The sequence below is a fragment of the Amycolatopsis sp. NBC_00345 genome, from assembly GCF_036116635.1.
Lineage (GTDB): Bacteria > Actinomycetota > Actinomycetes > Mycobacteriales > Pseudonocardiaceae > Amycolatopsis.
On the sequence record NZ_CP107995.1, the window covers coordinates 8,630,907 to 8,649,645 of the forward strand.

Consider the following 18,739-nt stretch of genomic DNA (forward strand, 5'->3'; position numbering starts at 1 on the left):
TTGATGTCGATCTATCTGCGGACCAGCGTGCGGCTCGGACCGTTGCGAGTGCGGGTCTCCCCGGCGGGAATCGGTGCCACCGCGAGGATTCCGGGCTTGCGGGTGGGCGCGGGGCCGCGCGGTGGATTCGTGCGGGTGGAAACCGCGGGGACGCGTTACCGGGCCACGACCGCCGGCGGCCGGCAGCCGGTGCTGGTGGGGCTGGGTCAACGCACCGAAGTGCCGATCGTGATGACGGACATGACCGGGGTGCGCGCGGAGGCGTTGTCCGACGCCGACCCGGGCACGCTCGTCGGCCAGCTCAACACGGCTTCGCACGCCCATCGGCTGTGGCCGTGGGCGCTGTTCGGTTCGCTGCTGCTCGCGGCGGCGACGCCGTGGCTGCTGATCCCGGGCGCGTTGCTCACGGTCTGGTTCTTCTGGCGGGACCAGGTGCGCCGCGCCGTGGTGGTGTTCTACGAGGTCGACGGCCCGACCCTCGCCCGGTTTCAGGCGCTGCTGGACGAGTTCGGCCTGGTGTGCCAGGCATTGGGGGCCTGGCAGGTGCTCGCGCGCGGTGCCCTGCGTGTCACCCACCAGCGCAAAGTCCACGGCGGCGCGGGTCATCTGGTCCGGCGCCACTCGCTGCGACGCGACGTGCGGGGCCCGGTCCACCTGCGGACCAACGTCGCCGTCCCGTCGCTGCATTCGGCCGCGCGTTCGGTGTTCTTCCTGCCGGACCGGATCCTTGTGCGCGACGGCACCACCTACGCCGACCTGCCCTACGACGCCGTCACCGCGTCGTGGTCCGAGCAGTGGTTCATCGAGGACGGCGCCATTCCCGGCGACGCGCAACGCGTGGGCACCACCTGGAAGTTCGCGAACATGAACGGCGGTCCCGACCGGCGGTTCAAGAACAACCGCAGGCTGCCGATCCTGCGCTACGCCGACGTCCGGCTCACCGGCGCCGGCGGGTTCACCGTCCTGTGGTCGTTCTCCACCTGCGCGGCGGCCGAGGCACTGGCCGACGCGGTCAGCCGGCTGCGGTGGTGAGTTCCGCCAGGGACTCCCGCAGCTTCCCCGCCACCTCGACCGGGCGCCGGGACTCCCGGTCGACGAACACGTGCACGAAGTGGCCCTCGGCGACCAGCAGGTCTTCGGCCGAGTCCGAGTACATGCCGATCTCGTACCGCACGCTGGAGCGGCCGAGGTGCGCGACGCGCAGCCCGATCCGCAGCGATTCCGGGAAGGCGACCGACGCGTGGTACGCGCAGTGCGACTCCACGCAGAGCCCGATCACGTCGCCGGCGGTGATGTCCAGGCCGCCGCGGGTGATCAGCCAGGTGTTGATCACCGTGTCCATCAGGGAGTAGTGGACGACGTTGTTCACGTGCCCGTAGACGTCGTTGTCCTTCCAGCGCAACGGAACCGTCTGCCAGTGCGGGTAGCTCACCACAGTTCTACCGAGTCGCGCAGGATCGTGGCCAGGTCCTCCTCGGTGGCGTCGCGCGGGGCGATCGCCAGGAGGCGTTGCTGCTTAAGGGTCCCCGACACCAGAGAGTCCACATCGGACTCCGTATAGCCGACGGCGCCGATGCCGGAGGGGATGCCGATCTCCCGCATCAGGTTGATCAGCACCGCGGGCAGGTGGCCGGCGGCGTCGCCGTCCCACACGAAGTCCGGGGCGAGCAGGCGGGCGACGCGCAGGTGCCGCTCGGGCGCCGCGTCGAAGGTGAAGCGGAACGCCGCCGGCGCCGTCAGCGAAACCGCCATGCCGTGCGGGACCATGGCTTCGTCGCTCGGATAGCCCTCGGGGTGAAAGTCGCGGACCTGGCCCGCGATGGGGTAGGCGTTGGCGTGCGGGATGTGCACGCCGGAGTTGCCGAAGCCGAGGCCCGCGAACGTCGCGGCCATCGCCATCGCCTCGCGCGCCTTCAGGTCCGACCCGTCGCGGACGGCCGCGGGCAGCGCCCAGGACAGCAGTTCCAGCGACTTCTCCGCGAACATGTCCGCCAGCGGGTTCGCGCCGCAGTAGGGCACGCGCTCCTCGGGGCGCTTGCGCGTGAAGTCCGTGTACGCCTTGGCGGTGTAGCTCTCCGCCGCGTGGCACAGGATGTCCATGCCGCTCGCGGCCGTCACGCCGGCGGGCTGCGACACCGTCAGCAGCGGGTCCACGACGGCCAGCGTCGGGCGCAGCCGCAGGTGGCTGATCCCGCTCTTCACGCGCATCGACAGCACGTCCAGCACGCACACGGTGGTGCTCTCGGCGCCGGTTCCGGTGGTGGTCGGCACCGCGACCAGCGGCTTCAGCGGATGGGCGGGCGCGCGGCCGCCGCCGACGGGCACGTTGACGTAGTCCATCAGCTCGCCGTCGTTGCTGGTCAGCAGGTTCGCGGCCTTCGCCGTGTCGATGCTGGAGCCGCCGCCGACCGCGACGAACGCGTCGTACGGCCCGGTGCCGCGCGCGAAGTCGACGGCCTTCTGCATGCTGACGTCGGTGGGCTCGACGTGGACGCCGTCGAAGACCTCGGCCTCGATGCCGTACCCGGCGATCCCCTCGGCGATCCGCGCCGGCCAGCCCGTGGCCGCGACCACCGGGTCGGTCACGACGAGCACGCGCCGGGCGCCGTACACCGTGAGGTCGTAGCCGATCTCCTCGCTGGCGCCGGTGCCGTACTTCAGCGCCGGGGCGCCATACGTGAATACGGTTTCGTGTTCCGGTGACGTCAAGACAGCGGTCCTCGCTTCCCTGCGGGGGCGGTCAAAGCGGACATTCGGCCGATTCTCGTGGTCATTACCGGAAGATCACTTGACTACGGTGAACGGTGCCGCCCTAAGCTCTCCCCATTAGATACCAAGCAGGGGCGACCGTCGCCCAGACGGCCGTGCGCATCCTGATCGAGGCACAAGTGCGCCGGGTGTACGCCGTGGTCGGCGAGTCGTTCCTGCCGTTGCTCGACGCGCTGCAGCGCGAGCGCGAGATCACGCTGGTAGCGGCCCGGCACGACTCCGGTGCCGCCTTCATGGCCGAGGCCGAGGGCAAGCTCACCGAGCGCCCCGCCGTGTTGCTCGCGAGCCGCGGCCCGGGCGCGGCGAGCCTCGCCATCGGCGTCCAGACGGCCTACCAGGACGAGACCCCGGTGGTCGTGCTGCTGGAGACGCCGGCGCTCGACCGCGTGACCACCGGCGAGCTGCCGACTTCCGACCTCACGGCGATGTTCGAGTCCATCTCGAAGTGGTGCGTGCGCGCCGAGGACCCGGACAGCGTGCCCGGCCTGGTGGCCGAGGCGCTGACCCGTTCCCGCGAAGGACGGCCGGGGCCGGTGGTGATCGGTGTGCCCAGTGACGCGTGGGGGGTGCCGTACGACTCGGCCAAACCGGTCGCGACCATACGCCCGCCTGCCACCGGGACACTGGGCCGTTCGGCCGAAGCCGTGGCCGGTCTGGTCGACGAGGCGCGCTACCCGGTGGTGATCGTCGGCGGCCGGGCGCGCTCGGCGCGGGACGAGCTGATCGCCGTCGCCGACGAGCTGTCCCTGCCGGTTTACAACGCTTTCCGCAGGCAGGACGCCTTCCCGGAAACGCACGAGCGGTACGCCGGGCACCTCGGGCTCGGCATCCCGGCGCGGCAGCTGGACGCGCTGGAGCGCGCGGACGTCGTGCTCGCGCTCGGCACCCAGCTCGACGAGGTCACCACACAGGGCTACCGCTACCCGACTTCGCAGCAGACGCTGGTGCTGGTCGGCACCGGCATCGACGCCCAGCGCCGCCGCGGGCTGACCTTCCGCGTCGACGCGGAAGTGGAGCCGTTCCTGCGGGAGCTGCGCGCGGTCGCCACCCCGCGCACGCGCCGCGCCTCGGCGGCCAACGCGGCCGTGCACACGTTCATGACACCCCCGGACACCAGCGGAAACTCCCGCGTCCACCCCGTGGACGTGGTCCGCGCGCTGCGTAAACTGGCGCCTGAGGACACCATCGTGACCAGCGACGCGGGCAACTTCGCGCAGTTCATGCACCGCTACTGGTGCTTCACCGCGCCGCGCAGCCAGCTCGGGCCCAGCAACGCGGCCATGGGCTACGCCGTGCCCGCGGCGGTGGCGGCCAAGCTGGCGGAGCCGCGCCGGTCCGTCGTCGCGATGGTCGGCGAGGCGGGCGCGCTGATGACCGGGCAGGAGATCGAGACCGCCGTCCGTTACCGGGCGCCGGTGATGGTGGTGGTGTTCCAGAACGGGCTCCACGGCCCGCTCGCGATGCACCAGGCCCGCACGCAGGGGCGGCTTTCGGGCGTGACGATCCCGTTGACCGACTTCGCGTCCTGGGCGCGGGGCCTCGGCGCGGCGGGGTACACGGTGGACGATCGTGAGGAGCTGGAGCCCATCATCGCCAGCGCGCTGGTCCGGCAGCGGCCGTGTGTGATCGACGTACGGACCGATCCGGACGTGGTGACGCCGGACGTCCGGCTCAGCGGCCTGCTCGGCGCCGTCCGCCCACCTCAGCCGGGACAGTGATTCTTCTTTCGTGGCATATGAAGAAACGCCGGAGGACTTCGGTAGCCGACGCGGGATGGCTCAGGTAACCTGGCGGTGTTCCGGGAGTTCGTGAGAGAACTCGACTGGGGCGTCTACTTTTGGCTGTTGTGGTCCTGGCCGATCCAGGCGGGAACGCCGGTTTCTGTCGGTGCCCGATGGCATCATCGCGGTCATCGCCCCGCCCCAGTGCGGGTCGGGAACGAGGGGAGTTTCGATATGGCCGACAAGAAGCACGCGCGCGAACAGGCGGGCGAGGTCTCCGGTGTCGTGCCGGTGCTGTTCAGCGCCGTCGCGGAAGCCCACGACGTCGCCGTCGTGGCCGCGGACGAGAGCCCGAGCTGGCGCTCACCGTTCGGCGCCGACGGCGAGTTGCGGCCGGCCAGCGGGGAGTAGCGGGTCCGGCCCGGCTTCGCGGCTTGCGGGCGAACAGCCCGGTCCCGGAGCTGGTGGCTGGCGGCCTTGTGGTGACCGGTGTGGTCTCCCGGCTGGCGGCAGGTGATCCGGTTCGGATGCACTGGTTCGGATGTACTGGGCCGGATGGTCTGGTCCGTAGTGGGTGTGGAAGTTGCCCGCTCTGCACGTTCGGTGGCGCATGCATAAGTGCGCATTGCGACTGGCTCGGCGAAAGATCCTTCCGGGTCCGCGGCTGGCGCGAGACTCCGACCGGCGTGACCTGTTCACCGCGCTGCCCGGCGAATGCCTTGGCCTGCGCCGAAAAGCCGTGGCCGGGGCTACGGGCCGCAGCCGATGAGCGCTTGGCGCGGTGAAAGGCGCCGTCCAGGTAGGGGTCGGCGCGGCGGAAACCCCGGCCCAGCGCCATCTTCGCAGCTCGGCCGTCCAGAGTGGCCGGTGTGGCGAATGGCTCAACCCCTGGTTCCGGTGAGCCGGGTTGTCCGCCCCGCCAGTGCTGTGCTTTACTTTAACCGGTCTCGATTTTGTGTACGTGATGATTCACGCTCGCAGAACGTCAGCGGGCGTAGTGTCTCCTCGCCGAGGAAGCAAACCGTCCCGCCTGTGACCCGGGATGCTGATGTGGCTTCCTGTTTTTTTGGTGTTATGTATGGAGATTTTTGATGACTCAGGGCACTGTGAAGTGGTTCAACTCCGAGAAGGGGTTCGGCTTCATCACCCCCGACAACGGTGGCGGCGACGTCTTCGTGCACTACAGCGAGATCCAGGGTAACGGCTTCCGTTCCCTCGAGGAGAACGCGCGCGTCGAGTTCGAGATCGGCCAGGGCGCGAAGGGTCCGCAGGCCACGTCGGTCAGCCTTATCTGACCCACGTACTTCGGGAAGGGGCCGTCACCCAGCACGGGTGGCGGCCCTTTTCGTGTCCGGTCCATCCGTGTCCCACGATGCGGATCTCCTTGCGGCGCAACGGTTTTTGTGCGTCGCGGCCGATGGCCTATCACCCGATCGTGGGGCGCGCGCGTTTCGTAGGCTGCACCCCATGATCGTGAACGGATACACCGTCTCCGGAATGTCCTGTGGCCACTGTGCACAGTCGGTCACCGAAGAGCTGACCGCGCTGCCCGGGGTCACGGACGTCTCCGTCGACGTCGAGACGGGCCGCGTCACCGTGAAGAGTGCTGAGGCTCTTGCCGAGGACGCCGTACGCGGCGCCGTCGAAGAGGCCGGATACACCTACGAGGGCACCATCGCCCTCGTTTCCTGAAACTTTCCGTAAATTCTCAAACGGGGCCCGCGTTTACCCCGGGTGCTGGGCCGTCTGGGTGAGAGCCCGGCGTGCAACCTGCTGCAACCCTTCCCTCACACTTCAGCACAGGGTCTGCTGAACCGGCACAAGCCGGACGACAGGAGCAAGTGGTGGGCGAAGCCGTGGCGGGCATTGTCGCGAACCCGGCATCGGGGCGGGACATTCGGCGGCTGGTGGCACACGCCTCGGTGTTCCCGACGGCCGAGAAGGCGAACATGGTCCAGCGGCTGCTGGCCGCGTTCGCCGTGACCGGGGTCGGGCGCGCGCTCGTGTCCACGGACCTCGGCGGCATCTCCGCCGCCGTGCTGCTCGCGCTCGGGCGGGGCGGGCAGTGGCCGGACGTCGAGTTCTGCGACAGCGACCCGCTCACGGGCACCGCGCAGGACACCGCGAACGCCGTGCGCCGCATGGTCGACGCGGGGGCGAGCGTGATCGTCTGCCTCGGCGGCGACGGGACCGCGCGCGTCGCCGCGCAGGCCTGCGGCGACGTGCCGCTGCTCGCGCTGTCCACGGGCACCAACAACGCGTTCCCGCAGATGCGCGAGGCCACCGTCGCCGGGCTCGCGGCCGGGCTCCTCGCGACCGGGCAGGTGGACGCGGACCTCGTCACGACGCGGGTCAGCAAGCTCGAGGTGGTCACGAAGGCGCGCCGGGAGATCGCGCTCGTCGACGTCGCCGTGACGATGAGCAAACACGTCGGCGCGCGGGCGCTCTGGGACCCGGCCGCGCTGACCGAGCTGTACTGCGTTTTCGCCGAGCCCGACGGCATCGGCCTCTCCAGCATCGCGGGCCAGCTGTGCCCGAGCCCCCGCTCCAGCGCCGACGGCGTGGCCCTGAAGCTCGGCCCCGTCGGCGTCACGCCGCACGTCGTCCACGCGCCGATCGCGCCCGGCCTGGTCAAGCCGGTCGGCGTGCGCGGCTGGGGCGTGCTGCGGCCGGGCGTGCGGGTCGACCTCGCGGCGGCCGGCGGGGTGATCGCCGTGGACGGCGAGCGCGAGATGGAGCTCAAGCACGGGGAGAGCGCTTACGTGGAGCTGCGGTCCGACGGGCCGTGGTGCGTCGACGTGCGCTCGGTGATGGCCGAAGCGGCACGGCGGGGTTTGCTGCGCAGCACGTCCGAGAGCGAGCCGGGTCCCGAACGCCGGGGTTGACGGGATCCGGCAGTCACCGAAGTCACGGAAGCTTCCGATCACCCGGCGCGCACGGGCACACTGACCGCGGGGCGGGAGCGGCCAGTGGACTAGGAGCGGTGGGGTTGGACCAGGTGCACCTCGAGGCAGCGTTGCCGATCGGGGCGGACCCTCGGCAGCACGCGCGCGTCCTCGCCCGGCTGCACGAGGCCGCGATGGCCGGCGAGGCGCTGCCCAGCCGTCCCCGGTCCGTGATCGGCGCCTCCTGGCAACGGATGCGCCGCCTCGGCGTCGACCCGGACCGCGGCGCGCCCATCACCGTGCTCCGCCCCGAACAGCTGGAGGAACGGCGGCGCGAAAGCGGGCTGGCGCCGCTGCTGCCGTTGTTGCGTGGTGGCCTGATCAGCCTCGCCGAGCAGGCCGCGCACATCATGGTCGTGGTCGACGCCGGTGGGCACATGCTCTGGCGTGACGGCAGTGTCGCGGTCCGGCGCCGCGCCGACGGGATCGGCTTCGTGGAGGGCGTCGACCTGCAGGAGCAGTCCGTGGGCACCAACGCGCCCGGCACGGCGCTGGTCGCGCGGCGGCCGGTCCAGGTCTACTCCGCCGAGCACTACGCCCGCGCCCAGCACAACTGGACCTGCGCCGCCGCACCGCTGCGCGATCCGCGTGACGGCCGGCTGCTCGGCGCCGTCGACCTCTCCGGCCCCGCCTCCACGGTGCACCCGAACACCCTCGCGCTCGTCGACGCCGTCACCCGGCTGGCGGAGTCGCAGCTGCGGACCGAGCACCTCGGTGAGCTGCAACGGTTGCGCGGCTTCGCCGTGCCGGCGCTGGCGAAGGTCTCCGGCCGCGCGCTCGTGACGGACGCGCACGGCTGGATCGCCGCCGCGACGGGGCTCGCGCCGGCGGACCGCGTCGCGCTGCCGTCGTCCACCGGGCCCGGCCGGACCTGGTTGCCCGCCTACGGTTCGTGCTTGCTGGAGCCGTTACCGGGCGGCTGGCTGATCCGGTTGGTGGACGACGAAGAGCCGGCGGCCGCGCGAGTGGAGCTTGACGTGCGCGCCCCCGGTGCACCGGTGCTGACGGTGTGCGGCGCGTCCGGCGAGTGGACCTGCCGAGTGTCGCCGCGGCACGCGGAACTGTTGTACGTCTTGGCTTCCCACCGAAACGGCCGCACCGCTTCGCAGCTTTCGCTGGCCCTGTTCGGCGACGCGGGCCGCGCGGGCACTGTGCGTGCGGAGATTTCGCGGCTGCGCCGGATCGTCGGCGGAATCGTCGTCGGCCGGCCATACCGCTTCGCGGACAACCTGGAGGTCCTGGTACTGCACTCCTCAGCGGCGGGCTGATCCGCCGCCGGTGGAGATCACGTGCTGATGACACCTGGCGGGTGAGGTGGGCTGCCGTCGGGGTGACCGGCTACCTTCACCGGGTGGCGTACGGGGAGGAACGGGGATGACCAGCACTGTGGCGCGGCCGGACACGGCAGCGGGTTCTCCAGGGCCGGGGGCACCCCCGCCGGACGAGCCGGGGGGCCGCAGCGGGGTAGCCGGGCTGCTGGACCTGCCGGGCCAGGCGGTGCGCGCGGTGGTCAAGTCCGCGGCGACGACCCCGGGCCGGCTTTCGGTGATCGCCGTGGGGCTGGTGCTGCTGTCGCTCGTGGCCGGGCTGGTGGCGACGTTGTCCGCGCAGAACAAGGACAACACCATCAGCGGCCTGATCGACCACCGCGAACCGCTGGCCGTGGCGGCGCAGCAGGTGTTCCGCTCACTGTCGGACGCGGACGCGACGGCGGCGAGCGCGTTCCTCTCGGTCGGCACCGAGCCGCCCGCACTGCGCCAGAAGTACGAACAGGACATCGCGGAGGCCGGCTCGGCGCTGGCGAAGTCGGCGTCGGACACCGCGGGCGTCGGCGACGCGGCGAAGCAGGTCGACATCCTGAACCAGAAGATCCCCGTCTACACCGGGATCGTCGAGACCGCGCGGGCGAACAACCGGCAGGGCTTCCCGTCGGGCGCTTCGTACCTGCGCGAGGCTTCGCAGCTGATGCGCACGACGATCCTCCCGGCCGCGCAGGCGCTCTACACCGCCGACACCACGAAGCTCGCCGACGAGCAGGACGACAGCACCAGCTTCCCGTGGGCGGCCGTGGCGCTGCTCCTGGCGCTGGTGGCGGCGCTGGTCCTCACGCAGATCTATCTCACGCGCCGGACCAACCGCGTGCTCAACATCGGCTTGCTGGTCGCGACCGGGGCCGTGGTCCTGTCGCTGCTGTGGGGCGCGGTCGCGCTGGTCATCCAGGGCACCCTCGTCGCGAGCGGGCAGACGGACGGCACCTCGCAGGTGGACGTGCTCGTGCGGGCGCGCATCTCCGCGCTGCAGGCGCGCGCCGACGAGACCCTCACCCTCGTCGCGCGCGGTGACGGCGCCGCGTACGAGAAGCAGTTCATCAACCTCGCCGTCCAGCTCGTCGGCCCGGACGGGAAGAGCGGGCTGCTCGGCAAGGCGCGTGACCTCGCCATCGGCACACCGGGGCAGCAGAAGATCGAGGCGGCCGAGCAGGCCGCGCGCGACTGGTCGCTGGCCCACATCCAGGTGCGCAAACTCGACGACAGCGGCCAGTACCAGGAAGCCGTCGATTTCGCCACCAGCGTGAGCAAAGACAGCGCGGGCGCGGCTTTCCAGCGCCTCGATGCCAACCTGCAGGACGCCATCGACGTCTGTAGGCAGGAGTTCCTCGATGACACCCGGGGCGGCGAACGCGCGTTGACCGCGCTCGCGCCCGGGGTCGGCGTCCTCGCGGTGCTCGCCGCCGCCGGGGTGACCGTCGGGGTCAGAGAGAGATTGAGGGAGTACCGGTGAGCAGGTCGCGTCACTTCGTCCGGGCGGCCGTGCTGGCCGTGGTCGCGGTTCTGGCCACAGCCTGTGGGGGAGCGGCGCAGACGCCGGTGAACCCGGCCCCGGTGAGTGACGCGGCCTGGCCGCAGCCCGCGGACGTCGGCGGCCCCGACGCCAGCGCCGGCGGCGACGCGGACACCAGCTGCGACCCGCTGAAGAGCCTCGCGCCGTCGGGGATGAACCCCAACACGGGCACGATGGCGAAGATCCTGGCCCGCGGGAAGCTGATCGCCGGCGTGGACCAGACCACGTACCTGTTCGGCTTCCGGAACACCAAGACGGGCAACCTCGAGGGCTTCGACATCGACATGGTCAACCAGATCGCGGCCGCGATCTTCGGTGAGGCCGAGGGACACGTGCAGTTCCGCGCGATCCCGTCGTCGCAGCGCGAGCAGGTGCTCAAGGACCACCAGGTGGACGTGGTGGTCCGGACCTACAGCATCACCTGTGAGCGCAAGAAGTCCGTGCAGTTCTCGTCGGTGTACTACGTGGCGGGGCAGAAGATCCTGGTGCCGAAGACGTCGACGGCCACCTCGCTGGCCGACCTCGCGGGCAAGCGGGTGTGCGCGGCCAAGCAGTCGACGTCGCTGGCGAAGATCGCGACCGACCCGGCCAAGCCGGTGGCCGTGTCGGTGGACAACTGGTCGGATTGCCTGGTGATGCTCCAGCAGGGCCAGGTCGACGCGGTCTCGACGGACGACACCATCCTCGCCGGCATGGCCGCCCAGGACCCGACCGTGAAGGTCGTCGGCGACCCGATGACGCAGGAGAACTACGGCATCGGCATCCCCAAGGACCAGGACGACATGGTGCGGTTCGTCAACGCCGTGCTCGACCAGGTCCGCGGGGGCTCCTGGCAGACGAGCTACCAGCGCTGGGTCGGCGACCGCCTCGGCCCGGCCCAGCCGCCGACGCCGCAGTACCAGTAATGGCGGTGTGACGGCCCCGCGCGGCACACCAGACTAGGATCATTGACGGACTTTGCCGCGGGGGATCTCGGGAGGTAGTTGTGTCGGAGGAGCCGCGCCGTCCTCGGCACGCAGCGCCGGACGAGAACGGAGGCGCCGAGCCATCGTCGTCCTCCCCCTCGTCTCCGCAGCCGCCATCGACGCCGCCGACACCACCGTCGCCGCCGTCCTGGACGCCGCCGCCCCCGGTCCACTGGGCGACGCCCGAGCCGTCCTCATCAGGCCGCCTGACGCCACCCGAACCGGACCCGTCCTTCCCCGACTCGCCGACGTTGTTCCACGGCGTGGTCCAGCGGCCGGCCGGTGGGGCACCGCAGCCGCCGGGGCAGGGGCCGCAGGGTGCTTCCGGGCAGGGCGGTTCTGGTCAGGCTGGTGCGGGTCAGCAGGGCGGTCAGGGCCAAGGCGGTTCCGGGCAGGCCGGTGTGGGTCAGGGCGGCCAGGCTGGTTCAGGTAGCCAAGGCAGTGCGGGGCAGGGCGGTCCTGGCCACGGCCAGCCGCCGCATGGTGGCCCGGGTCAGGGACAGCCGTCGCAGGGTGGCCCGGGTCAGGGACAGCCGTCGCAGGGCGGTCAGGGCTACTCGCCGCAACAGCCGGGCCAGCCGCAGAGTGGGCAAGGCCAGCCGCAGGGCGGGCCGGGCCAGCCGCAGCAGGGCGGGGCCGGACAGTGGCAGCAGGGACAGGCGCCTTGGACGCGGTCTCAGCAGCAGGTGCCGCCGTACGCGCAGCAGCCGCCTTCTCAGAGCCAGCCGTACCCGCCGCATCCGCAGTCGCCGCCGTCCCAGTCGCAGGGGTATCCGCAGCAGAGCCGGACCGGTCAGCAGCGGCACCCGAACCAGGGCGCACCCGGTCAGGGCGCACCCGGTCAGGGCGCACCCGGTCAAGGCGCATCCGGTCAGGGCGCACCCGGCCAGGGTGGTCCGAACCCGGGCCAGCCCGGTCACCCGAATCAGGGGCCCGCCGTGGGCCAGTCACCCGGCACCAACCGTGGTCAGGCTCCGAGCCAGGGCGCAGGACAGTCGCAGGGTGCCGGGCAGTCGGCGGCTTCCGGCCAGCCGGGGACCCCGAGCCAGCCAGGGACCCAGAGCCAGCCGTCGGCGGCTGAGCCGGGGAAGTCCGGGACCGCGGGGCAGGGCGCGTCGCCCAGCCGGCCGTTGGCGGGAAGCCAGCCGAGCCAGTCGAACCAGCCCGGCCAGTCCCAGCCCGGTCAGAACCAGCCCGGTCAGTCCGGTCAGAACCAGCCCGGCCAACCGAGCCAGCAGAACCAGGGCCAGCCAGGCCAGCAGAACCAGGGCCAGCCAAGCCAGCCAGGTCAGCAAAACCGGCCCAACCAGCAGCGAGGCCAAACCGTCGCCGGGGCGGAGGATCCCACCCGGCCGCCGGGGGATCTGGCGCCGGTGATCCTGCCGCAGTCGCAGCAGCCGGTCGCGCCCGTGGATCCGTCGGCGCCCATGCCGACCAGCGTGCTCGCCAGCCCGGCGCCCGCGACGCAGAGCATCATGCCGCCCGCGCCGCGCGTCGCGCCCGGGACCGGGGAGCCGTTGCCGAATCCCGGCACCGACAGCGTTCTGCCGCAGCAGGACAGCGAGGGGCACGGCACCGGGTCACGCAGCGTCGGGACGGGGTCGGGCACAGGGACCGGCAGCGGCAGTGGCACCGGGTCGTTCCCCGGCACGTCGCGGCGCACGGGCACCCGCGGGTCCCGCCGGTCGCGGCGCGGGCGGCTCGGCGCGGGGCTCATCGACGTCCCGCCCGTGCCCTATCGCGACCCGTCGACGGCGGTGCTCTCGAACCCCGTCGTCTCCGAGGAGAAGCGGTACTGCAGCAACTGCAGCGCGAAAGTCGGCCGGGCCAAGGGCGACAAGCCCGCCTCGCCCGAGGGCACCTGCGAGAAGTGCGGCACCGCGTTCTCCTTCCTGCCGAAGCTGCAGCCCAACGAGCTGGTCGGCGGCCAGTACGAGGTGCTCGGCGCGCTCGCGTACGGCGGCCTCGGCTGGATTTACCTGGCGCAGGACCACAACGTCAGCGACCGCTGGGTCGTCCTCAAGGGCCTGATCGACACGGGCGACGCGACCGCGATGGCCGCCGCCGCCAACGAGATGCGGTTCCTCGCCGAGGTCGAGCACCCGAACATCGTCAAGATCCACAACTTCGTGCAGCACCCGGACGCGCAGACCGGCACCTCCGTCGGCTACATCGTGATGGAGTACGTCGGCGGCCAGTCGCTGCGTCAGCTCGCCCTGCAGCACCACCGCGAGAGCAAGCGGCCGGAGCCGTTGCCGATCGGCCAGGTCATCGCGTACGGCCTGGAGATCCTGCCCGCGCTCGGCTACCTGCACGGCCAGAGCCTGCTCTACTGCGACCTCAAGCCCGACAACGTGATCCAGACCCACGAGCAGCTCAAGCTGATCGACCTCGGCGCCGTCCGCCGGGTCGACGACTACGAGAGCCCGCTCTTCTTCACCACCGGCTACAGCGCGCCGGAGCTGGCGAAGCAGGGCGCGTCGATCTCCTCGGACCTCTACACCGTCGGCCGCACGCTCGCGGTGCTGAGCTTCGAATTCTCCGGCTACACCACGAAGTACAAGTCCTCGATCCCCGGACCCGACGTGGTGCCGCTGTTCGCGCTGTTCGGCTCGTACTACCGGTTCCTCAAGCGCGCGACGCACGCGGACCCGGACCGCCGGTTCATCGCGGCCGAGGACATGGCCGACCAGCTGACCGGCGTGCTGCGCGAGATCATGGCGCTCGGCACGAACAAGCCGCGGCCGGCGGCGTCGACGGTCTTCGGGCCGGAGAGCCGGACGTTCGGCGTGCACCTGGTGGTGCCGGAGACGGGCGCGAGCGTGCCGCTGCCGGACCCCGCCGAGGTGGTGGCCGGCCTGCCGATTCCGCAGATCGACACCGACGACCCCGCCGCGGGTGTGCTCGCCACGACCACGAACCTCGACCCGCGCGAGGCCATCGAGGCGCTCGCGACCGCGCCGCGCGAGTCCATCGAGGTGCGGCTGCGGATCGTGCGCGCGCGGATCGAGCTGGGCGAGTTCGTGGAGGCGCAGCGGCAGCTGCAGGCCGCGCAGTACCTGGCCATCCGCCACGGCTTCCCGCACGACTGGCGCATCGACTGGTACCGCGGCCTGATCGAGCTGGCCGGCGGACGGCCGCGCGTCGCGCACGTGGCGTTCGACTCCGTCTACGACGACCTGCCCGGCGAGATCGCGCCGAAGCTGGCGCTCGCCGTCAGCGCGGAAGGCGTGGGCGACTACTTCGGCGCCGCGCGGTTCTACGAGCTGGTGTGGCGGACCGACCGGACGTACGTGAGCGCCGCCTTCGGCCTCGCCCGCGTCTACCTGGCGCAGGGCGCGCGGGCGAGCGCCGTGGAGGTGCTGGAAGCCGTGCCGTCGACGTCCACGCACTACGTCGACGCGCAGGTCGCCGCCATCAAGATCAAGTCCCGCGCCCAGGGCAACGGCACCGAGCAGGGCCGGGTGTCCGAGAGCGACCTGGTCGACGCGTCGGGCCGGCTGGAGCGGCTGAACCTCGACGCGGAACGGCGCACGCGCCTGAGCGCGGAGGTGCTCGAAGCCGCGTACGAGTGGCTTCGCGCGCCGGGCCAGCCGACGCCGTCGGGATCGTCGAAGGTGCTGGGCTACGAGCTGGAGGAGCGTGACGTGCGCTTCGGCCTGGAGCGCTGCTACCGCTCGCTCGCGCGCCTGGCCGGGACGACGGCGGACCGCGTCGAGCTGGTGGACCGCGCGAACGCGATCCGCCCGCGCACCCTCACCTGACCGGACAAGCTCGTGAGTGTTTATGACGGTTCTAACCGTCATAAACACTCACGAGCTGTTCAGGGGTTGATCTCCCAGTCCTGGCCTTCGCGGACGCGCTTGGCCTTTTCCTGCGCGTCGGCCAGCTTCTTCAGCGCCGCGGGGTCGCCGTGGGTGGTGAAGTGCTCGAAGCCCACGGCGACGAACAGGGCGCGTGCCGAGACGGCGACGGGCCCGTCCGGGGCGTCGAGGTGGCCGTCCGCGCTCGCGTAGATCTTCCGGCCCGCCGTGCCGTCCAGCCGGGCCTCGATGTACAGCGTCGAGCCGACCGGGACCGGACGGCGGAAGTCCGTCTCCAGCTTGCCGGTGACGGCCGGTCGCCGGAGCAGGTTGCCCACTGTGGAGCCGAGCGCCTCGTCGAACGCACAGGCCAGCAGCCCGCCGTGGGCGAGCCCTGGCGCGCCCTGGTGGGCGGCTGTGACGGTGAACTCCGAGTACACCGTCTGCTCCTCGCCGACCCGGGACCGCAGGCGGAGGCCCCCGTCGACCTCGTCGCCGCAGCCGAAACACTCGTCGAAGTGGATGCCGAGCTCGGTGCCGGGCGCGGGCGCCTTCGGGTGGGCGGCGGGCGGCTCGACGTCCACCGGCGGCCACGGTCCTGAAACACGACTCATGCGCCTGACGTTAACCCGCGGTGAGCATTCCCGGACACGCGGCCTGACCTGCGATGCCGCTTTTCCGCACCCCACAGTAGTCGGAAAATTCCGGACGGTAGAAAGTTCGCGGCTCACTCTGCCGATTAATCCCACTCACGCAAGACTGGGCGGATGAGCTCCACCGGAACGAGTGGGACGTGTACGAGGAGGTCGTCGCGGGCATGAGTGAGGAAACGGCGGAGAAACCACCGGTCGACGAGAGAACTGTCCGGCGCGCGGTGCTCGCGTCCGCGATGGGTAACGCGACCGAGTGGTACGACTACGGCGTCTTCACCTCCGGGGCCATCGCGACCGCGATCGGCACCGTGTTCTTCCCCGGCGAGGGCAACGCGGTGCTGAAATCGCTCGCGCTGGTCGCGGTCGGGTTCATCGTGCGGCCGTTCGGCGGGGCCTTCTTCGGCCCGCTGGGGGACAAGCTGGGCCGGCAGAAGGTACTGGCGATCACGATCCTGCTGATGTCGGGCTGCACCTTCCTGGTCGGCTGCCTGCCGACGTACGCGGGCGGGTACAGCATCGGCATCGGCGCGCCGATCGCCATCCTGTTGCTGAGGCTGATCCAGGGCTTCTCCACCGGCGGTGAGTACGGCGGCGCGGCCACCTTCATCGCCGAGTACGCGCCGACCAAGCGCCGGGGCTTCTTCGGCAGCTTCCTGGAGCTGGGCACGCTGGCCGGCTACGTGCTGGGCAACGTCGTGGTGCTCGCGGTGACGCTGTCGCTGTCCTCGGACCAGGTCGAGTCCTGGGGCTGGCGGATCCCGTTCTTCATCGCGCTGCCGCTGGGCATGGTCGGGCTCTACCTGCGGTCGAAGCTGGAGGACACGCCGGAGTTCCGTCGTCTGGAGGCGTCCGGGAACAAGCCGGCGAAGGCACCGTTGAAGGAGATCTTCACCCGCAACTGGCGGATGGTGATGAACCTGATCGGCATCGTGCTGCTGCTGAACATCGCGGACTACATGCTGCTGACCACGATGCCGACGTACTTCACGAACACGTTGAAGATCAACGACAACACCTCGACGTTGATCATCATCGGCGTGGAGATCGTGCAGATGGCGATCATCCTGCCGCTGGGCGCGCTGTCCGACCGGATCGGGCGAAAACCGTTGCTGCTCACGGCTGCCATCGGGTTCATCGTGCTGAGCTGGCCGTCGATCAAGCTGATGCAGTCGGGCAGCATCCTGTGGCTGATCATCGGCTTCCTGATCGTCGCGATCCTGCTGGTGCTGATGCTCGCGGTGATCGGCTCGACGTTCCCGGCGATGTTCCCGACGCGGGTGCGTTACGGCTCGTTCGCGATCGGCTACAACATCTCGACGTCGCTGTTCGGCGGCACCTGCGGTGTGGTCGTGACGGCCCTGATCCAGAGCACGGGCAACAAGGATTGGCCGGCGTACTACCTGATAGCCGCCGCGCTGATCGCGATCATCCCGATCATCAAGATCCCGGAGACCTCACAGGTCCCGATCGAGGACATCGACACCGCGGACACCGGCGGCAAGCTGACCGGCGCCGCCCGCTGAGTCCGTCCTTTCACAGTACGGAAATGCCCCCGTCCACAGTGGACGGGGGCATTTCCGTGAGTGCTCTTGTGCTGGCGTCGCTGTGGGTCAGCGGGCCTCGGCGACCTCGGCCCGAGGAGTGAAGCGCTTACGGGACCAAGCTGCCAGGCCGCCAGCGATCACAAGGGCGACTACGGTTTCGAGCATCAGTGCGGCGAACACCATTGGTGCTTCCTCCTCAGGTTCTAGGGCCGGCAACGAGCGCCGGCTGAGCTAGGGGCTTCGGGAGTCTGACTGACTCCTCACCCGGTACATCGCCACGAACCGCCCGGATATTTCGGGGGTAAGCCACTCGATTCGGGTGACGTCCGACACGTTGTTTCCGGCAGGTAACGCGACGCGCGAAGCGAGGGTTTCGCCAGGTCAGCGGCTGATCGCGGTGGGGGCCGTGACGGTACCCACGCTCGTGCCCGGCTTGCGGGAGGCGGACGGCGGCGGCGGAGTGCCGGGGGTCGGCTTCGAGCGCGGCGGGTTGCCCAGGGTGGTGGTCGGCTCGGGCCGGTCCTGACCGGGGGCGGCTTGGCTCTGGGGCGGCGAAGCCGGGGCGATCGAGGGGTCGGCCGGAAGCTGGACACCCGGCGCCGGGGAGGACGACGGGGCGGGGGCGACGGTGGACAGCCCCGGCCGGGCGGGCTCCACCGGTGCCGGTCCGGCGCGGTGGCCGACCGCGAGACCGGCCACCACGAGGACCGCCGCCGTCGCCGCGGAGCTGCCCGCGACGGCCCAGCGCTTGCGCCGTCGCCGGACGCGGCCGCCGTGGGCGATCACGTCCGTGGCGTCCAGCTGCATCGGCGGGCCATCCGTGACCTGCGAAAACATGACACGAACGTCGTCGTCGGGATCCATCTCGTCACCTCCCTTCCGCGCGGTCGAGCGCCGAGGCGCTGAAATGCGGGCCGAGCCGTTGCCGCAGGGTCTTCAGGCCTCGCGACGCCTGGCTCTTCACCGTGCCGGTGCTGCAGCGGAGTGCCTCCGCCGTCTCGTCGACGGAAAGATCCTCGAAGTACCGCAGCACCAGCACGGCGCGTTGCCTTGGCGCCAGCACGGCGAGGGCCTGCCGTACCAGCATGTCGTGTTCGGTCTCGGCGTCGGCCGCCGGGACTTCGGGTGGTTCGTCGGTGAGGCGCTCCCGCTTCCACCGGCTCCGCCGGTTCTCGGCGAGGAAGGTGCGCAGCACGACCTTGCGGGCGTAGGCGTCCAGCGCGTCGTGCCGGGACAGCCGTGGCCACGCGAGGTAGAGCTTGAGCATCGCGGCCTGTGTGATGTCCTCGGCCCGGTGCCAGTCCCCGCAGAGCAGGTAGGCGGTGGCCCGCAGGCTGTGCGCGCGCTCGCCGAAGTACCGGGCGAACTCGCCGTCCCACGGCGAGCCCGGCCCGGACGTCGGACGGGAGCGGGAATTCACCTGCCCGTTGCTAATCCGACCGAAAGCAGGCGGATACGGGCCGCAGCCGACCTGCTCAGAGAAACCTGTTCCGCCGTG

At 71.0% G+C, this 18,739-nt stretch carries 17 protein-coding genes and 1 pseudogene; 11 read left to right on the forward strand and 7 right to left on the reverse strand.

Annotation, left to right across the window (positions count from 1 at the left end; genetic code table 11):
• Positions 1 to 3: 3 nt before the first annotated feature.
• A complete protein-coding gene (locus tag OG943_RS39115) occupies positions 4 to 1,032 on the forward strand; it encodes a hypothetical protein (RefSeq protein WP_328605946.1) in 1,029 nt (342 codons plus the stop codon).
• Here OG943_RS39115 and OG943_RS39120 read toward each other — a convergent pair.
• Both OG943_RS39120 and OG943_RS39125 read right to left on the reverse strand, forming a co-directional pair.
• Positions 1,013 to 1,435, reverse strand: a complete 423-nt coding sequence (locus OG943_RS39120; protein WP_328605947.1) for an acyl-CoA thioesterase — start codon at positions 1,433 to 1,435, stop codon at positions 1,013 to 1,015. The genes OG943_RS39115 and OG943_RS39120 overlap by 20 nt on opposite strands.
• The gene (locus OG943_RS39125) at positions 1,429 to 2,709 is read right to left on the reverse strand and encodes a hydroxyacid-oxoacid transhydrogenase (RefSeq protein WP_328605948.1); all 1,281 of its coding nucleotides are present in this window, start codon (positions 2,707 to 2,709) and stop codon (positions 1,429 to 1,431) included. Before OG943_RS39125 ends, OG943_RS39120 begins: the two co-directional genes overlap by 7 nt.
• 116 nt (positions 2,710 to 2,825) lie before the next feature.
• Here OG943_RS39125 and OG943_RS39130 point away from each other — a divergent pair, with 116 nt between their 5' ends.
• From OG943_RS39130 to OG943_RS39165, 8 genes are all read left to right on the forward strand, one after another.
• Positions 2,826 to 4,487 (forward strand): thiamine pyrophosphate-binding protein, encoded by a 1,662-nt coding sequence (locus OG943_RS39130; protein WP_328612268.1) that lies wholly within the window; start codon positions 2,826 to 2,828, stop codon positions 4,485 to 4,487.
• Between the two features lie 237 nt (positions 4,488 to 4,724).
• Positions 4,725 to 4,901, forward strand: coding sequence for a hypothetical protein (locus tag OG943_RS39135; protein ID WP_328605949.1), 177 nt, complete (start codon positions 4,725 to 4,727; stop codon positions 4,899 to 4,901).
• A gap of 680 nt (positions 4,902 to 5,581) precedes the next feature.
• The gene (locus OG943_RS39140; RefSeq protein ID WP_328605950.1) at positions 5,582 to 5,785 is read left to right on the forward strand and encodes a cold-shock protein; all 204 of its coding nucleotides are present in this window, start codon (positions 5,582 to 5,584) and stop codon (positions 5,783 to 5,785) included.
• Positions 5,786 to 5,957: 172 nt separating this feature from the next.
• Positions 5,958 to 6,182 carry a heavy-metal-associated domain-containing protein gene (locus OG943_RS39145; protein WP_328605951.1) on the forward strand — a complete coding sequence of 75 codons (225 nt, stop codon included), beginning with the start codon at positions 5,958 to 5,960 and terminating at the stop codon, positions 6,180 to 6,182.
• A gap of 152 nt (positions 6,183 to 6,334) precedes the next feature.
• Complete coding sequence (locus OG943_RS39150; protein WP_328605952.1) at positions 6,335 to 7,375, forward strand: ATP-NAD kinase family protein; 1,041 nt, start codon at positions 6,335 to 6,337, stop codon at positions 7,373 to 7,375.
• 104 nt (positions 7,376 to 7,479) lie between these two features.
• Positions 7,480 to 8,703, forward strand: a complete 1,224-nt coding sequence (locus tag OG943_RS39155) for a helix-turn-helix domain-containing protein (RefSeq protein ID WP_328612269.1) — start codon at positions 7,480 to 7,482, stop codon at positions 8,701 to 8,703.
• 106 nt (positions 8,704 to 8,809) lie between these two features.
• Entirely contained in the window at positions 8,810 to 10,216 is a 1,407-nt protein-coding gene (locus OG943_RS39160) for a hypothetical protein (protein ID WP_328605953.1), read from the forward strand.
• On the forward strand, positions 10,213 to 11,181 hold the full coding sequence (locus OG943_RS39165) for a glutamate ABC transporter substrate-binding protein (RefSeq protein WP_328605954.1): 969 nt from the start codon (positions 10,213 to 10,215) through the stop codon (positions 11,179 to 11,181). Before OG943_RS39160 ends, OG943_RS39165 begins: the two co-directional genes overlap by 4 nt.
• A 485-nt stretch (positions 11,182 to 11,666) precedes the next feature.
• Here OG943_RS39165 and OG943_RS39170 read toward each other — a convergent pair whose 3' ends face one another.
• Both OG943_RS39170 and OG943_RS48555 read right to left on the reverse strand, forming a co-directional pair.
• Positions 11,667 to 12,047, reverse strand: coding sequence for a hypothetical protein (locus tag OG943_RS39170; RefSeq protein WP_328605955.1), 381 nt, complete (start codon positions 12,045 to 12,047; stop codon positions 11,667 to 11,669).
• Between the two features lie 18 nt (positions 12,048 to 12,065).
• Positions 12,066 to 12,161, reverse strand: a pseudogene (locus OG943_RS48555) (hypothetical protein); the annotation flags it as partial.
• Between the two features lie 507 nt (positions 12,162 to 12,668).
• On the opposite strand from OG943_RS48555, the gene OG943_RS39175 reads away from it, so the two are divergent.
• Positions 12,669 to 15,005: a serine/threonine-protein kinase gene (locus OG943_RS39175; protein WP_328612270.1), complete on the forward strand. Its 2,337-nt coding sequence runs from the start codon at positions 12,669 to 12,671 to the stop codon at positions 15,003 to 15,005.
• A 59-nt stretch (positions 15,006 to 15,064) separates the two neighbouring features.
• Here OG943_RS39175 and OG943_RS39180 read toward each other — a convergent pair whose 3' ends face one another.
• The gene (locus OG943_RS39180; protein ID WP_328605956.1) at positions 15,065 to 15,658 is read right to left on the reverse strand and encodes a PaaI family thioesterase; all 594 of its coding nucleotides are present in this window, start codon (positions 15,656 to 15,658) and stop codon (positions 15,065 to 15,067) included.
• 203 nt (positions 15,659 to 15,861) lie between these two features.
• On the opposite strand from OG943_RS39180, the gene OG943_RS39185 reads away from it, so the two are divergent.
• Positions 15,862 to 17,220 (forward strand): MFS transporter, encoded by a 1,359-nt coding sequence (locus OG943_RS39185; RefSeq protein WP_328605957.1) that lies wholly within the window; start codon positions 15,862 to 15,864, stop codon positions 17,218 to 17,220.
• Positions 17,221 to 17,622: 402 nt separating this feature from the next.
• Here the strand turns inward: OG943_RS39185 and OG943_RS39190 are convergent, their stop codons facing one another.
• Both OG943_RS39190 and OG943_RS39195 read right to left on the reverse strand, forming a co-directional pair.
• Positions 17,623 to 18,105, reverse strand: a complete 483-nt coding sequence (locus OG943_RS39190; RefSeq protein ID WP_328605958.1) for a hypothetical protein — start codon at positions 18,103 to 18,105, stop codon at positions 17,623 to 17,625.
• A gap of 4 nt (positions 18,106 to 18,109) precedes the next feature.
• Entirely contained in the window at positions 18,110 to 18,661 is a 552-nt protein-coding gene (locus OG943_RS39195) for a SigE family RNA polymerase sigma factor (RefSeq protein WP_328605959.1), read from the reverse strand.
• Positions 18,662 to 18,739: the final 78 nt, after the last annotated feature.

Coding starts and splice junctions, on each gene's coding strand:
- OG943_RS39190 (WP_328605958.1), bottom strand. CDS start 18,105: ATGGATCCCGACGACGACGTTCGTGTCATGTTTTCGCAGGTCACGGAT.
- OG943_RS39160 (WP_328605953.1), top strand. CDS start 8,810: ATGACCAGCACTGTGGCGCGGCCGGACACGGCAGCGGGTTCTCCAGGG.
- OG943_RS39145 (WP_328605951.1), top strand. CDS start 5,958: ATGATCGTGAACGGATACACCGTCTCCGGAATGTCCTGTGGCCACTGT.
- OG943_RS39140 (WP_328605950.1), top strand. CDS start 5,582: ATGACTCAGGGCACTGTGAAGTGGTTCAACTCCGAGAAGGGGTTCGGC.
- OG943_RS39115 (WP_328605946.1), top strand. CDS start 4: ATGTCGATCTATCTGCGGACCAGCGTGCGGCTCGGACCGTTGCGAGTG.
- OG943_RS39180 (WP_328605956.1), bottom strand. CDS start 15,658: ATGAGTCGTGTTTCAGGACCGTGGCCGCCGGTGGACGTCGAGCCGCCC.
- OG943_RS39185 (WP_328605957.1), top strand. CDS start 15,862: ATGAGTGAGGAAACGGCGGAGAAACCACCGGTCGACGAGAGAACTGTC.
- OG943_RS39135 (WP_328605949.1), top strand. CDS start 4,725: ATGGCCGACAAGAAGCACGCGCGCGAACAGGCGGGCGAGGTCTCCGGT.
- OG943_RS39175 (WP_328612270.1), top strand. CDS start 12,669: ATGCCGACCAGCGTGCTCGCCAGCCCGGCGCCCGCGACGCAGAGCATC.